At 63.3% G+C, this 14503-nt stretch carries 12 protein-coding genes; 9 read left to right on the top strand and 3 right to left on the bottom strand.

All coding sequences use genetic code 11. The annotated features are described in order from the left end of the window. Positions 1-5: 5 nt before the first annotated feature. The 3 genes from CKW40_RS15770 to CKW40_RS15780 form a co-directional block, all read right to left on the bottom strand. Entirely contained in the window at positions 6-1796 is a 1791-nt protein-coding gene (locus CKW40_RS15770; protein WP_095201028.1) for a TRAP transporter large permease, read from the bottom strand. Continuing rightward, the gene (locus CKW40_RS15775; RefSeq protein ID WP_095200820.1) at positions 1796-2380 is read right to left on the bottom strand and encodes a TRAP transporter small permease subunit; all 585 of its coding nucleotides are present in this window, start codon (positions 2378-2380) and stop codon (positions 1796-1798) included. The genes CKW40_RS15770 and CKW40_RS15775 overlap by 1 nt, the downstream gene beginning before the upstream one ends. A gap of 183 nt (positions 2381-2563) precedes the next feature. Beyond that, positions 2564-3469 carry a branched-chain amino acid ABC transporter permease gene (locus CKW40_RS15780; protein WP_095201029.1) on the bottom strand — a complete coding sequence of 302 codons (906 nt, stop codon included), beginning with the start codon at positions 3467-3469 and terminating at the stop codon, positions 2564-2566. Positions 3470-3618: 149 nt separating this feature from the next. On the opposite strand from CKW40_RS15780, the gene CKW40_RS15785 reads away from it, so the two are divergent. The 9 genes from CKW40_RS15785 to CKW40_RS15825 all read left to right on the top strand — a co-directional run bounded on the left by CKW40_RS15785 (position 3619) and on the right by CKW40_RS15825 (position 14502). Further along, complete coding sequence (locus tag CKW40_RS15785) at positions 3619-4230, top strand: CGNR zinc finger domain-containing protein (RefSeq protein ID WP_095200821.1); 612 nt, start codon at positions 3619-3621, stop codon at positions 4228-4230. Then, complete coding sequence (locus CKW40_RS15790) at positions 4223-4762, top strand: hypothetical protein (protein ID WP_095200822.1); 540 nt, start codon at positions 4223-4225, stop codon at positions 4760-4762. The genes CKW40_RS15785 and CKW40_RS15790 overlap by 8 nt, the downstream gene beginning before the upstream one ends. A gap of 217 nt (positions 4763-4979) precedes the next feature. Next, a complete protein-coding gene (locus tag CKW40_RS15795; protein WP_095200823.1) occupies positions 4980-8459 on the top strand; it encodes an indolepyruvate ferredoxin oxidoreductase family protein in 3480 nt (1159 codons plus the stop codon). Positions 8460-8600: 141 nt separating this feature from the next. After that, positions 8601-10946 (top strand): putative bifunctional diguanylate cyclase/phosphodiesterase, encoded by a 2346-nt coding sequence (locus CKW40_RS15800; protein WP_095200824.1) that lies wholly within the window; start codon positions 8601-8603, stop codon positions 10944-10946. 404 nt (positions 10947-11350) lie between these two features. After that, positions 11351-12043: an N-acyl amino acid synthase FeeM domain-containing protein gene (locus tag CKW40_RS15805; RefSeq protein ID WP_244571194.1), complete on the top strand. Its 693-nt coding sequence runs from the start codon at positions 11351-11353 to the stop codon at positions 12041-12043. Between the two features lie 121 nt (positions 12044-12164). Next, on the top strand, positions 12165-12314 hold the full coding sequence (locus CKW40_RS15810) for a DUF3096 domain-containing protein (protein ID WP_019862764.1): 150 nt from the start codon (positions 12165-12167) through the stop codon (positions 12312-12314). A 164-nt stretch (positions 12315-12478) separates the two neighbouring features. Continuing rightward, on the top strand, positions 12479-12703 hold the full coding sequence (locus tag CKW40_RS15815; protein ID WP_095200826.1) for an aa3-type cytochrome c oxidase subunit IV: 225 nt from the start codon (positions 12479-12481) through the stop codon (positions 12701-12703). Positions 12704-12790: 87 nt separating this feature from the next. After that, positions 12791-14077 carry a Re/Si-specific NAD(P)(+) transhydrogenase subunit alpha gene (locus CKW40_RS15820; protein ID WP_095200827.1) on the top strand — a complete coding sequence of 429 codons (1287 nt, stop codon included), beginning with the start codon at positions 12791-12793 and terminating at the stop codon, positions 14075-14077. Continuing rightward, the gene (locus CKW40_RS15825) at positions 14077-14502 is read left to right on the top strand and encodes a proton-translocating transhydrogenase family protein (protein ID WP_095200828.1); all 426 of its coding nucleotides are present in this window, start codon (positions 14077-14079) and stop codon (positions 14500-14502) included. The genes CKW40_RS15820 and CKW40_RS15825 overlap by 1 nt, the downstream gene beginning before the upstream one ends. Position 14503: the final 1 nt, after the last annotated feature.

Raw genomic sequence — 14503 nt, forward strand, 5'->3', positions numbered from 1 at the left:
CCCCATCAGTTGAAGCTCGGCGGCTGCGAAAGGTCCGGCGCCGGTGTCGCCGGCTTGGCCGGCGGCGCATCGCCGAAGTTTGGCGGTTGCGACAGGTCCGGCGTGCCGGGCGCTGCCGGTGCGCTGCCGCCATTGGCGGGGGCCGTGCCACCAGCCGGCGGTGTACCGAGCGGCGACAGGCCGGGCACTTCCGGCACCTTGTAGTCGATCGTGCCCGGATCGATCGCCGTGCCCTTGTAGCGCATCACCATTTGCGGGAAGGCGATGGTCAGCCCGATCATCACCACCTGGATCAGGACGAAAGGCACCGCGCCCCAATAGATCTGGCCGGTCGTCACCGGCGCGATCTGCTTGCCGGTGAGGCGGTCGAGATAGGGCACGCGGGCGGCGACCGAGCGCAGGTAGAACAGCGCGAAGCCGAAGGGCGGATGCATGAAGCTGGTCTGCATGTTGACGCCGAGAAGCACGCCGAACCAGATCAGGTCGATGCCGAGCTTGTCGGCCGCCGGCGCCAGCAGCGGCACGATGATGAAGGCCAGCTCGAAGAAATCGAGGAAGAAGGCCAGGAAGAAGACGAGCATGTTGACGCCGATCAGGAAGCCGACTTCGCCACCCGGCAGCGAGGTCAACAGGTGTTCGACCCAGATGTGGCCGTTGACGCCGTAGAAGGTGAGCGAGAAGACGCGCGCGCCGATCAGGATGAACAGCACGAAGGACGACAGCCGCGTCGTCGAGGTCAGGGCCTGCTTGATCACGTCCAGCGACAGTCGACCTTTTGCCGCCGCCATGATCAATGCGCCGACGGAGCCCATGGCGCCGCCCTCGGTCGGCGTGGCGATGCCGAGGAAGATGGTGCCAAGCACCAGGAAGATCAGCGCCAGCGGCGGGATCAGCACGATGACGACCTGCTGCGCCAGCCTGGACATCATGTTGAAGTTCAGGCGTTTGTCGGCAATTGCCACGATGTAGATGAAGAGCACCCCTACGGTGGCGCCGAGAATGTCGGCATTGTCGCCATGGGTTGGGGCGAGATAGCGATACGCGGCATAGGAGATGGCCACCGCCACCACCAGCGCCACCAGCAGCGACAGAACGCCGTGGCCGAGCGTGCGGGCCTCGAGCGGCAGAGCCGGCACCGACTTCGGCCGGACGATCGACATGATGAGGATGTAGAGCGCGTAGAGGCCGGTTAGTACCAGCCCCGGGATCAGTGCGCCGGCATACATGTCGCCGACCGAGCGGCCGAGCTGGTCGGCAAGCACGATTAGCACCAGCGATGGCGGGATGATCTGGGCGAGCGTGCCGGACGCCGCGATGACACCGGCAGCCAGCCGGCGGTCGTAGCCGTAGCGCAGCATGATCGGCAGCGAGATCAGACCCATGGCGATGACGGATGCCGCCACCACGCCGGTGGTCGCCGCCAGCAGCGCGCCGACGAAGATCACCGCGTAGGCAAGGCCGCCGCGGATCGGCCCGAACAGCTGGCCGATCGTGTCGAGCAGGTCCTCGGCCATGCCGGATCGTTCGAGCACGATGCCCATGAAGGTGAAGAACGGAATGGCCAGCAGCGTGTCGTTCGACATCACCCTGCTGCCATAGAAATTATCCGGCAGTGCGTGCAGAAGTGGCCAGGCGAGGTTGATCGATCCACCCGAATAGGGCGAGAGGAGCACGCCGATGAAGAAGAACATCAAGCCGTTGGCGGCCAGCGAGAAGGCCACGGGGTAGCCGATCAGCAGGAAGATGATCAGCGAGGCGAACATGATCGGCGCCATGTTCTGGGCGATGAATTCCATCATGAGCGCACCTCGTCGGCCAGTGCCTTGGCTTCGAGTTCGGCCTGCTCATGTGCCGATATGAACGGATTGGGGTCGTCCATGTCGCCGCGCATGATGGCGATTTTCTTGATGATTTCGGAAATGCCCTGCAGCGCGAGCAGGAAAAAGCCGACCAGCAGGATGGCCTTGGCCGGCCAGATGATGAGCCCGCCGGAGTTGTTGGACATCTCGCCGCTGCGGAACGACAGGGATACGTAGGGAACAAAATAGAACACCATCAGCGTCACGAACGGCATCAGGAAGAGGAGATGGCCGAGAAGGTCGATCCAGTGCTGCACGCGGCGTGAAAACAGACCGTAGACGATGTCGATGCGGATATGCTCGTTCTGCTTCAGCGTATAGGCGGCAGCCAGCATGAAGGCGGCGCCGAACAGGTACCATTGCAGCTCCAGCCAGGCATTCGACGAAATGTCGAAGACCTTGCGGATGACGGCGTTGGCCGCGCTCACCAGGATCGCCAGCAGGATCAGCCAGGATACCGATTTGCCGATGAATTCATTGAGGCGGTCGATGCCCCGTGACAGAGCGAGCGGCCCTTCCATGCAGTCCTCCCTTGTGCCGATGGCGTGCCAGCTCCCCCTGCCATCACGCCGCGTGGCCCAACGGTATGCCGCGCGTGGCCGGACGGGTCAACACGGACCGAAGCAGCAAAACGGTATCGGATGAAGGGCGGGGCCGGACAAGGGCGGTCTGCCCCGGCGTCATGCAACCAAAGTCTGATGGGTTCAGACGACCTTGCTGGTGTCGCGGCCGGCGCCGATCAGGATCAGCATGGCCACCAGGAACAGATACATCCACGCGTCGCGCCATTCGAGCGGGAAATAGCCGGCCCACAGTGATTCGGCCATGCCGAAGGCGGCCGCGCCAAGCGCTGCCCGCGGCGGTGAGAGATAGCCGCCGACCGCCGTCACGAACAGGATCTTCAGGCCGTAGACAAGGCCAGAACCGACGCTGACATTGCCGTAATAGAGGCTGGCCATGACACCGGCCAGCGCGGCGCAGAAGCCACCGAGCAGCACGGCATGCCGGAACACGCGACGCACATCGACGCCGCATAGGGCTGCGGCGCGTGGGTCATCGGAGACAGCGCGCCAGCAGCGGCCGAAGTTGGAGCGGGCAAATGCAGAGGTGGCGAGTGCGACCGCTGCCAGCACCACCGCGCAGTCGAGCACCTGGATCAGCGTCAGCGTCGCCTTGAAGCCGGCGCCTTCGGCGAAAACGATGGGCTGTGCCAGCATTGGCGGCAGCCACAGATCATGCGTGTCGGCCGCGATTCGGCTTGCTTCCGACAAGACGATCAGGATGCCGAGCGTGGTCACCACGATGGCATTGGGCGAGCGGTCGGCCAACGGTTCGAAGACGCTGCGCGACAGGACATGGCTGATCAGCGCGGCATAAAGGAATGCCGCAACGACGCCGAACAGCACCGACGCCAACAGTGTCAGCCACAGCACCTGATAGCCGAAGGCGACGCTCAGGATCATTGCCTGGCCGCAGAAGGCAAACAGCGCGCCATAGGCGAGGTTGGTGCGGTGCAGGATGCCGTTGATCAGCACGTAGCCGAAGGCGAGCAGCGCATAGAGCGCGCCCGAATGCAGCCCGTTCAGCACCTGCTGGAAAAAATAGAGCATGCTCAACAACACCAGAAGCATCTCGCCCAACCGCAGCGACCTGGGACGACGGAATGCTCGAGACAAAAGGCGACGATACCGTGCGCATCGGAGGTTTGCATCGTCGAATCTAACTTGTCAAATGCGATTTATCGGTTAGATTTTGCGGCATGACGGTTGCCTGGACCCCACACCGCTTCACCGGCGGCCTGCTCGCGCTCGATACGGCGAACACTGTCGTGCTGCGCGGCGATCCAGAGCGCACATTCGACCGTTTCGATGATCCCCTCGAAATCGCCCGCTTCGCCGATGCGGCCAGCGGCTTTCGCGCCGTCGAGCTCGGCGACAGGCGGCTAACGGTCTCCTCGCCCACGGCAATCGCGCCTGTCGTGCTGTCGATCCGCGAGACGACCGACCGGCTGTTTCGCGGCGCTGTGTCGAAGGGCGCCGTCGCCACCGCCGACCTGCCCGAATTCCTGCGCGCCTGCGCCGAGGGGCTGGCCGGCAACCGGACCGAGATCGGCGCGCCGGGAAGGCCGTTCGGCGATCCCCTGGCGCCGATCGCCTTCGAAGCGGCGCTGGCGGTTTCGGCCCTGTCACTGCTGCGCGACGACACCGTCGCGAGGCTCAGGATCTGCCCCAACTGCACTTGGCTGTTCGTCGACAGAAGCCGCAATTCCAGCCGCCTTTGGTGCGACATGGCCGTGTGCGGCAACCGGCAGAAGGCAAGTCGTCACTATCGTCGCCGCCGCATGGCGGCCAATGAGGTCAAGGATGTTTAGAGGATTTTCCCGTTCGATCGTTGTCGGCGCCGCGCTGATCGCCGCCGTCGCGCTCGGCGCCTGCCGCGACACCGGTAAGGACAGCGAGGGCAAGCTGTTCGAGATCTCAGGCAAGATTTTCGTCTTCAACTACCGTCTCGCCAGGGCGACCTATGTCGTGACGCTGCGGCCCTTGCAGCCGATGGGCGAGGGCCAGGTCGCGGTCGCCAGCTTCCAGAACCCTGCCGGCGGTGCGCCGTTGGTGGTCGAGCAGAAAGTCTGGCCGAAGCTCGACAAGGTGAGCCTGGAGAGCCCGGCGCTGACCTGCATCGTCAAGAACAAGCCCTACGCCATCGCCATCAGCATCAAGGGCGCCGACGGCGCGGTCCTGCAGAAGATCGACACCACACTGATGTCGACGGAAGACCAGTCGATCCTGCCCGACCGGCCGCTGGTCGTGGATCAGCTCTATACCGCCAACCCCGACCTCGCCGGCCATCCCGACGGCAAGCTGCCGGGCGAACCGAAGCCGGATTGCTCGAAAGCCGGCTGATACCTTCCGACAGCATCGATTCCGGCCGGAATTTTCGTGCGCCGCAGCACTTTTGGCGCGCGGTTTCATGCGTGGTCCGACACCCGCCGGACTGTTTGTTGCGCGTTGCCTGGCCCCTGCGATTTTGTTTGACCTGCCTTGCAAGGGGAGAAAGGATGCGTCATCCGATCCCGACGTTGGCCGCTTCCCCGTGCGGCCTTCGCAGAGGAAATGCCTGATGACGCTGCATGATGTCGCGCTCGACGACAAGTTCGATCTTGGAAAGGAGCGCATCTTCCTGTCCGGCGCGCAGGCGGTTATCCGCATGCTCCTGATGCAGCGCGAGCGCGACCGTCGCGCTGGCCTGAACACGGCCGGCTTCGTCTCCGGCTATCGCGGCTCGCCGCTCGGCGGCCTCGATATGCAGCTGTGGAAGGCGAAGAAGCAGCTCGCCGGGGCCGATATCGTCTTCCAGCCCGGCCTCAACGAGGAGCTTGCCGCGACCGCCTGCTGGGGATCGCAGCAGACGGAACTGCTGGGCGAGGGCACCCACGACGGTGTCTTTTCGGTCTGGTACGGCAAGGGGCCGGGCGTCGATCGTTCGGGCGACGTGTTCCGCCACGCCAATCTTGCCGGCTCGTCCAAGCATGGCGGTGTGCTCGCCCTGATGGGCGACGACCATATGGCCGAATCCTCGACCAACGCGCATGCCACCGAATTCCTCTTCGTCGACACCATGGTGCCGATCCTCAACCCGGCCGGCGTCCAGGAGATCATCGACTACGGCCTCTACGGCTTTGCCATGTCGCGTTTCGCCGGTACCTGGGCGGCGATCAAATGCGTCAAGGACAACATCGAATCGACAGCCTCGGTCGATGCCTCGCTCGAACGGCTCAACATCGTCGTGCCGGAGTTCGGCATGCCGCCGGGCGGGCTCAACATCCGCCACGAGATCGACATGCTCGGCCAGGAGGAGCGGCTGCACGAGTACAAGCGCGCCGCGGCCTCCGCCTTTATCCATGCCAATGGGTTGAACCACATCGTCTATTCGGGCGGCCGCAACCCCAAGCTCGGCATCATCACGCTAGGCAAGAGCTACCTCGATGTCCGCCAGGCGCTGGAGGATATCGGCATCGACGAGGCTGCCGCCAACCGCATCGGCGTGCGGCTGTTCAAGGTCGGCTGCCCCTGGCCGCTCGACCTCCACCACATCGCCGACTTTGCCCGTGGCCTCGACACCATCGTTGTCGTCGAGGAGAAACGCTCGCTGATCGAGGTGCAGCTGCGCGAAAGCCTTTATGGCACCGCCTCGCAGCCAGTCATCGTCGGCAAGAAGGATGAGCGCGGCGACTGGCTGTTCCCGGCCAAGGGTGCGCTTGACCCCAACGAGATCGCCATCGCCCTTGGCGAGCGGATCGTGAAAACCATCGGCCCGTCGGAAGAGATTTCGGCGCGGGTGGCGAAACTGCGCCAGTTCCAGGCGATGCTGGCGGACGCCACCGACATCGGTTCGCGCACGCCGTTCTTCTGCTCGGGCTGTCCGCACAATTCCTCGACCAAGGTGCCCGACGGCTCGATCGCCGCCGCCGGCATAGGCTGCCATTTCATGGCGCTGTGGATGGACCGCAACACGCTGGGCTTCACGGCGATGGGCGGCGAGGGCGCGCAATGGGTTGGCCAGGCGCCGTTCTCGAAGCGCGGCCACATCTTCCAGAATCTCGGCGACGGCACCTATAACCATTCCGGCACGCTGGCGATCCGTTTCGCCCTGTCGAGCGAAGCCAACATCACCTACAAGATCCTCTACAACGACGCAGTGGCGATGACCGGCGGCCAGCCGCATGAGGGCGGCCTGACGGTGGACATGATCGCCAGGCAGGTTCGGGCCGAGGGCGTCGACCGCATCGCCATCGTTACCGACGAGCCCGACAAATATGCCGGCAAGGCCGAATTTCCGGCCGGCGCCACCATCCACCACCGCGACGACCTCGATCTCGTCCAGCGCGAGCTGCGCGACGTCAAGGGCGTATCGGTCCTGCTCTACGACCAGACTTGCGCGGCCGAAAAACGCCGGCGCCGCAAGCGCGGTACCTTTCCCGATCCCGACAAGCGAGTCTTCATCAACGAACTGGTCTGCGAGGGCTGCGGCGATTGCGGCGTACAATCGAACTGCGTCTCGATCCAGCCGGTCGAGACCGAATTCGGCCGTAAGCGCAAGATCGACCAGTCGAGCTGCAACAAGGATTTCTCCTGCGTCAACGGTTTCTGCCCGTCCTTCGTCACTGTGCACGGCGCCAAGATCCGTAAGGCCGAAGGCCTTGCCGGCAAGGCCGATCCGCTTGACGGCGTGCCGACACCGGCTGAATTTCCGCTTGGCGAGCAAGGCTGGGCGGCGATCATCGACGGCGTCGGCGGCACCGGTGTCGTCACCGTCGGCGCCGTGCTCGGCATGGCCGCCCATCTCGAGGATAAGGGCTGCGGCATGATCGACATGGCCGGCCTCGCCCAGAAGGGCGGCTCGGTGTTCACCCATGTCCGCATCGCCCGCACGCCGGACGACATCCATGCCATCCGCGTTTCGGCGGGCAAGGCCGACCTCGTGCTTGGCTGCGATCTTGTCGTGTCGGGCGCCAAGAAGGTGCTGACGGCGGTACGCGAGGGCCATACGATCTTCCTCGCCAACACCGCCGAGATCATGCCCGGCGAGTTTGCCCGTTCGGCGGATTTCTCCTTACCGATAGAGCGCCTGAAGAAGGCGATCCGCACCGCGGCCGGCGACGACAAGGCGCATTTCTTCGACGCCACCCGCACCGCCACATCGCTGTTCGGCAATTCGCTTGGCGCCAACATGTTCATGCTCGGCTTTGCTTTCCAGCATGGCGGCCTGCCGCTGTCGGCGGAAGCCGTTGAAAAGGCTATAGAATTGAACGGCGAAGCGGTGGCCATGAACATCGCCGCCTTCCGTTGGGGTCGTCGCGCGGCGCACCAGCCGGATTTCGTGCGCGGCCTCGTCGCCCAGCCGGGCAAACCGGGACAGACCGCTCCGATCGCACAGACGCTGGACGAGATCATTGCCCGCCGTGTCTCCTTCCTGAGCGCTTACCAGAACCCCGCCTACGGCCGGCGCTATGCCGACAGGCTGGCGCTGCTGCGCGCAGCCGAGGCCAAGGCCGTGCCCGGCTCGACCGCCGTGACCGAGGCTGCGGCCAGGAACCTGTTCAAGCTGATGGCGATCAAGGACGAATACGAGGTGGCGCGGCTCTACACCGACGGCTCCTTCGCCGCCGAACTTGGCAAGCAGTTCCAGAGCTACGAAAAACTCGAATTCCATCTCGCTCCGCCGATCATGGGCCGTCGCGGCAATGACGGAAGCCCTCGGAAATCGAGCTTCGGCCCATGGATGATGAAGGGTTTTCGCGTGCTGGCGGCGCTGAAGGGCCTGCGCGGCACCGCTTTCGACCTGTTCGGCTACACCGCCGAACGACGCATGGAACGGCAGCTTTTGGCACAGTTTGAGGGCGATCTTGAGCTCGTCGTCAAGTCGCTGGCGCCTGATAAGGCCGATGCGGCGGTCGCTCTCGTCTCGGTCCCCGCGCTTATCCGCGGCTATGGCCATGTCCGGCAGGCCAGTGCCGAAAAGGCCGCGGGCGAGCGCCAAAGGCTGCTGGCGCGCCTGTCAAGCACGCCGACGCGGGCGGAACTTCAGGCCGCCGAATGACGGATACGCCTTGTTTACCTGAAGCTTGATTTTCCAGATCTGCCCTGCATTTGCGGGCCCTGGCAACCCAGCCGAAATCACTGTTCTAAGCCTTTCTTAAGGCGGGTGTGACATGACAAGGCTTAGCGTTGGGCCGACAATATGGGCAGAACAAAAACCGAAAACATCCCCGCGGATGTTTATATCCAGTTTGTGCGGTCGTTGTTCGACAACGCCCACATGCTGGTGATCGGCGGCGTATGCTACTGGATCCTCGGATTCATGATCTACCTGCGTACGCACAACCCTTTGTTTCTGGGTTTTTCTTTTGGTCTGCTGTCGATCAGCCTTTTCCGCTACTCCGGCATTCGCGGCTTCCGGAAGGCGGGCGGCGTAATCGCCAATGTCGAAGAGGCGCGGCGGTGGGAGCGCACCTATATCCTCAAGGGCAGCCTGCAGGGCCTTGGATTGGGCGCACTGTGTTTCATATCGATCTACGTATATCCCGATCCGTTTGCCGAACTGGCAGCGACGTCGCTGGCCATCGCAACCCTGGTGACGGTTGTTGGCCGCAACTATGGCTCTCCGCTGATGGTGCGGATTTTTTCCGTGACCTTCATTGGCCCGGCGGCACTTGCACTCTTGCTGCGCATGGATGTCCCCTCGGTTGTTCTCGGCTTGATGATCATCCCGTTGACGTTCATCACGATCAACAGCGCCGACCACGTCCGCAACGTGCTTTTCTCGGCGGTCATCGGCCACAAGGAAGCGAGGAAGCTCGCGCACAGGTTCGACCGCGCCCTCAACACCATGTCGCACGGCCTTGTCATGCTCGGGCCCAATGGCCGGGTGGTGGTGGCCAATGCCGAGGCTGCCCATCTGATGTCGCTCAAGTCCGCGGATGCGCTGCTCGGGCGGTCGATCCATGGTCTCCTCATGCGCGGCGTTGCCGGCGGCATGCTGGCGCCGAAGGACTGCCGCTATATCGAGGCTCAGCTGACGCGTGCCCTGCGCGAGGGCCGCGACCGCAAGGTGCTCGTTTCCCTCGCCAACGGCCAGCATTACGAATTCTCGGCCCGCGAAGGCAGCCAAGAACTCGGTGTCATCACCTTCGAGGACGTGACGGCGCGTGTCGAAGCGGAAGACAAGATCCGCTTCATGGCGCGCTATGACAATCTCACCGGCCTGCCCAATCGCGCCTATTTCCACGAACTGATCGGCGAGGCGATGGCGTCAGGCGACCGCGACCGTTTCTGCGGTCTGGCCGTGCTCGACCTCGACGATTTCAAGAGCGTCAACGACACGCTCGGCCATCCGATCGGCGACGGGTTGATCTACGCGGTCGCCGAGCGTCTTGCCGCCGTTGCCGGGCAAGGCATCACCGTCAGCCGCTTCGGCGGCGATGAATTCATGGTCTTCTTCGACCGCATCGAGGACGAGAGCCACCTGACCACGCAGATCGATGAGATCTTTGCCGGCTTGCAGGGCGAGGTGGACGTCGCCGGCCATGGGCTGCGCATCCAGGCCAGCGGCGGCGCCGTGCTGTCGCGGGTCAGGGACAGCGACGTCGATGCCATGATCGTCAAGGCGGATCTGGCGCTCTACAAGGCCAAGGAACTGGGCAAGAACGGCTGGCGACTGTTCGAGGCGGCGATGGACGCCGCGTTCCGCAATCGCCAGCTGATGAAGGCGGATCTGCGCAGCGCGGTGGAAAGCAAGGAATTGCGCGTGGTCTACCAGCCGATCGTGGCGATGAGCACCATGCGCATTGCCAGCTGCGAGGCCTTGTGCCGCTGGGATCACCCCGACCTCGGCCCGATTTCGCCAGGCATCTTCATTCCGCTCGCCGAGGAAATGGGCATCATTTCCGAGATCAGCACTTTCGTGCTGCACGCAGCCTGCACCGAATGCGCCAAATGGCCTGACCAGACCAGCGTCTCGGTCAACCTCTCGGCCAAGGATTTCCGCAACCGCGACGTCATCCAGAAGGTTCGCGATGCGCTGGCGAATTCCGGCCTCGCCGCCGGCCGGCTGGAAATCGAGGTCACCGAAACGGCGCTGCTCGACGACAAGTCGCTGACGCGCCAGTATATCGAGGAACTGAAGCAGCTCGGCGTGCGCATCGCGCTCGACGATTTCGGCACTGGCTATTCGAGCTTGAGCTACCTCCACAAGCTGCCGCTCGACAAGATCAAGATCGACCGTTCGTTCCTGATGGACGTCACCCAGAACAATCGTTCGCTGGAACTGCTCAAGGGCATTGTCAGCCTGTCGCGGCCGCTCGGGCTTTCGGTGACCGTGGAAGGCGTCGAGACCTTCGAACAGCTCAAGATCCTGGCTTTACAGGTCAAGCCGGATCTCGTGCAAGGCTTCCTCTTCGGCGCCGCGCTGAGTGCGTCGGGTATCGAGACGATGTCGAATGTCACCTGGCCATTCGCCGCGGACCTGCGTCTCACCGGCAAACGGATAGCCAGTTCCGGCAAACGGACAGCCAGCCAATTATCGTGATTTCGAAGGTCGCTGGATGGCGGTTCCGCCGCTTTGTCGGGCATTCCACGTGCGGGCGATGCACAACGCTGCGTTGATGACCGGGAACGGGTCGGCCGTGAGGTCAAGCCCAAGAGGCGGCGTCATTGACGGTCAGTCTTTCAAATATATAAAAGCAAAAACAATTGGTTAAGGCGCGATCAGCAATTGCCGAACGCAAGCCCCACAGCCACAACCGGACGGACGGCTGTTAAGGTTAACAGAAGGTAAACCGGCGCTATCCAAGTTTCAGCTTGTGTCTCATTTCAGCTCGAATAGCCTATTCATCGGCGGAATTTCGAGGACAGATGATGGATGCTGCAACGGCTGCAAGGAATACGTCTGGCGTGGTCAGGGCAGCCGGGGATTCCGTGCTGAACCGATCGATGATGCAACTGCTGGAGCATGTCGATTATCGCCTCATTACCGGAGGCGAGGATTTGGAGGCGATCTACCGGCTTCGCTATAAATCCTATCTGCGCTCAGGCATGTGCGGCCCAATCGCCAGCGGGATGTTCGAGGATCGCTGGGACAATCTGCCCAATTCCTACCGGTTCGGGGTCTATTTCTATGGCGAGTTGGTCAGCACGATCCGCTTCCACTACATTTCTCGGGAGCACCCGAATTCGCCGTCCGTCGATGCCTATCCGGAAATACTGATCGAGCGACTTGCCCGCGGAGAAACCTTTATCGACGGAACCCGGTTTGCAACCGATCCCGATAGCGCGCCGGCGCCCGGAGTGTTGCCGTTCCTGACCCTCAGGCTTGCCATGGTGGCCTCGCTCTATTTTGGCCAGGACTCGGTGCTGACGCCGGTCAAGGTCGAGCATTCCAATTTTTATTCGCGTTATTTCAATGCCGTACAGCGGACCGAGGCTAAAGAATTTCCAGGCGTTCTTACCCGGATCGCGCTGTTCGAAATCCCTGCCGGCGAAAATATGCGCCTGACGCTCGAACGGTTCCCCTTCTTCAGGTCGACGCCGACGGAGCAGCGGCTGATGTTCGCCAATCCGGCCATCAACCGGCTGACGCCCTTATCCATCGTGCCGACAGCGAAATATTATCGCGCCGCCGCCTGAGGCTACGCGATTTTTGACGAGCCTCTGGAGCTTTCCGGCCAGATCCGCGTTCTGATGACGGCGGCGTGCCGCCGTTCCGTCTCGTCATCATGCCAACTGATCTGCCGCGAAGGACCCCGACATGCACATCTCCCAGCTCGCGCTCACGCCACTTATCTCGCTGATCGCCGGCGTGCTGATCCTCATCATGCCACGGCTGCTGAACTACATCGTCGCCCTCTATCTGATCGTTGTTGGACTGCTCGGGCTTTTCCCGCACCTCGCCGGCTGAGACCGCCGTGCAGGTCTGCCGCAAAGCCATCCCTGACACAGGGACAGCCGGCAGTTTCAATTTTCCCTTGAGGCAGTTGTCCGCCCCAATGCGGCAATAGCGCCATTGCTCTCGGCCCGGGTTTTCGCTATGTGCCTGAAAGATGTCTTCGAAGGGGTATTCCTATGGCTGATCACTCGCCGACCGGTCCTGTCGAACTGGGCGCGAAGATGGACTATGCGGAACATGACCGCACCTATGCGGGCTTTCTCGCTCTGGCCAAATACGGATCGCTGTTCTGCGGCGCGTTGCTCATCGCGATGGCTTTCGGCTTCTTCGCGGCCGGTTTCTTCTCGGCGACCATCCTGTTCATCCTGATCATGGCCGTCGGCGCCTTCATTCTGCGATAGACCTTCCAAAACCCCGTTGCCATTGACGTTGCCGGATATTCCGGCCGACACTTTGCGCAAACAGGTTCCAGCCGAAAGGATCATGCGGTGGGACAGACGGTTTTCATCCCTCGTGAGCTTGATGCGAACGAGCCGCGTGTCGCGGCCTCGCCCGATACGGTCAAGCGGCTGGCGGGGCTGGGCTTCGATGTGATTGTCGAAACCGGCGCCGGCACGAGATCGCGTATCCCCGACGAAGAGTTCGCCAAGGCGGGTGCTGTCATCGGCAAGGCCGCGGATGTCGGCAAGGCCGATGTCGTGCTAAAGGTTCGCCGGCCGACGGAAGCCGAGCTGAAAGGCTACAAAGCCGGTGCGGCGGTGATCGCCATCATGGATCCCTACGGCAATGATGCCGCGGTCGCGGCCCTGGCCAAGGCCGGTGTCACCGCCTTCTCGATGGAATTCATGCCGCGCATAACTCGCGCGCAATCGATGGACGTGCTGTCCTCGCAGGCCAACCTTGCCGGCTACCAGGCGGTGATCGACGGCGCTTCGGAATATGATCGCGCCCTGCCGATGATGATGACGGCGGCAGGCACGGTGCCGGCGGCGAAGGTCTTCATCATGGGTGTCGGCGTCGCCGGCCTGCAGGCGATCGCCACGGCACGCCGCCTCGGCGCGGTCGTCACCGCCACCGACGTGCGCCCCGCCGCCAAGGAACAGGTCGCCTCGCTCGGCGCCAAATTCCTGGCCGTCGAGGACGATGAATTCAAGGCCGCCGAGACCGCCGGCGGCTACGCCAAGGAAATGTCCAAGGAATACCAGGCCAAGCAGGCGGCGCTCACCGCTGAGCACATCGCCAAGCAGGACATCGTCATCACCACGGCTCTGATCCCCGGCCGGCCGGCGCCGAAGCTGGTGTCGGCGGCGATGGTCGCCTCGATGAAGCCGGGTTCTGTGCTCGTCGACCTCGCCGTCGAACGCGGCGGCAATGTCGAGGGCGCTGAGCCAGGCAAGGTCGTCACCACGGCCAACAATGTGAAGATTGTCGGCCATCTCAACGTGCCCGGCCGCGTCGCTGCGTCCGCCTCGCTGCTCTACGCCAAGAACTTGTTCGCTTTCCTCGAGACGCTGGTCGACAAGACGACCAAGACGCTCGCCATCAACCGCGACGACGATCTGGTCAAGGCGACGATGCTGACCGATGGCGGCAAGGTGGTGCATCCGGCCTTCGCCAAGGCCGACCAGCAGCCTCATGTCGAGCCGGCCGCGATCCCGGCCACGACCATGGTGGCCTCGGCCGAGCCGGCTGCTGCAAAGAAAGCCGCGACAAAGAAAACGGCCGCATCCCAGTCGCCCTCGTCCAAGTCGCCCAAGTCGAAAGGCACAGCGTGATGGATCAGACCCTGCAGAAAGCCCTCGACCAGCTCGACCAGGCCACCGCCGCCGTCAGGCTGGCGGTGCAGAACCTGGCCAATGCTCCAGGCGGTGCCGAGGCGGCGGGTGATGCCGCGCACGCCCTGTCCGGCGGCGCCATCGATCCCTTTGTCTTCCGCTTCGCCATCTTCGTTCTGGCGATCTTCGTCGGCTACTATGTCGTCTGGTCGGTGACCCCGGCGCTGCACACGCCGCTGATGGCGGTCACCAACGCCATCTCCTCGGTCATCGTCGTCGGCGCGCTGCTGGCCGTCGGCATCGCCGCTTCCGGTGTTGCCGCCGGCTTTGGCTTCGTCGCGCTGATGCTGGTCTCCGTCAACATCTTCGGCGGCTTCCTGGTCACCCAGCGCATGCTGGCCATGTACAAGAAGAAGGACAAGTAGA

The sequence above is a fragment of the Mesorhizobium carmichaelinearum genome, from assembly GCF_900199455.1.
Taxonomy (GTDB): Bacteria; Pseudomonadota; Alphaproteobacteria; order Rhizobiales; family Rhizobiaceae; genus Mesorhizobium; species Mesorhizobium carmichaelinearum.

Excerpts from the sequence above, each read along its gene's own strand:
- CKW40_RS15810 (WP_019862764.1), top strand. The coding sequence starts at position 12,165 with ATGCACATCTCCCAGCTCGCGCTCACGCCACTTATCTCGCTGATCGCC.
- CKW40_RS15815 (WP_095200826.1), top strand. The coding sequence starts at position 12,479 with ATGGCTGATCACTCGCCGACCGGTCCTGTCGAACTGGGCGCGAAGATG.
- CKW40_RS15805 (WP_244571194.1), top strand. The coding sequence starts at position 11,351 with ATGATGCAACTGCTGGAGCATGTCGATTATCGCCTCATTACCGGAGGC.
- CKW40_RS15770 (WP_095201028.1), bottom strand. The coding sequence starts at position 1,796 with ATGGAATTCATCGCCCAGAACATGGCGCCGATCATGTTCGCCTCGCTG.
- CKW40_RS15800 (WP_095200824.1), top strand. The coding sequence starts at position 8,601 with ATGGGCAGAACAAAAACCGAAAACATCCCCGCGGATGTTTATATCCAG.
- CKW40_RS15795 (WP_095200823.1), top strand. The coding sequence starts at position 4,980 with ATGACGCTGCATGATGTCGCGCTCGACGACAAGTTCGATCTTGGAAAG.
- CKW40_RS15785 (WP_095200821.1), top strand. The coding sequence starts at position 3,619 with ATGACGGTTGCCTGGACCCCACACCGCTTCACCGGCGGCCTGCTCGCG.
- CKW40_RS15825 (WP_095200828.1), top strand. The coding sequence starts at position 14,077 with ATGGATCAGACCCTGCAGAAAGCCCTCGACCAGCTCGACCAGGCCACC.
- CKW40_RS15790 (WP_095200822.1), top strand. The coding sequence starts at position 4,223 with ATGTTTAGAGGATTTTCCCGTTCGATCGTTGTCGGCGCCGCGCTGATC.
- CKW40_RS15775 (WP_095200820.1), bottom strand. The coding sequence starts at position 2,380 with ATGGAAGGGCCGCTCGCTCTGTCACGGGGCATCGACCGCCTCAATGAA.
- CKW40_RS15780 (WP_095201029.1), bottom strand. The coding sequence starts at position 3,469 with ATGCTCTATTTTTTCCAGCAGGTGCTGAACGGGCTGCATTCGGGCGCG.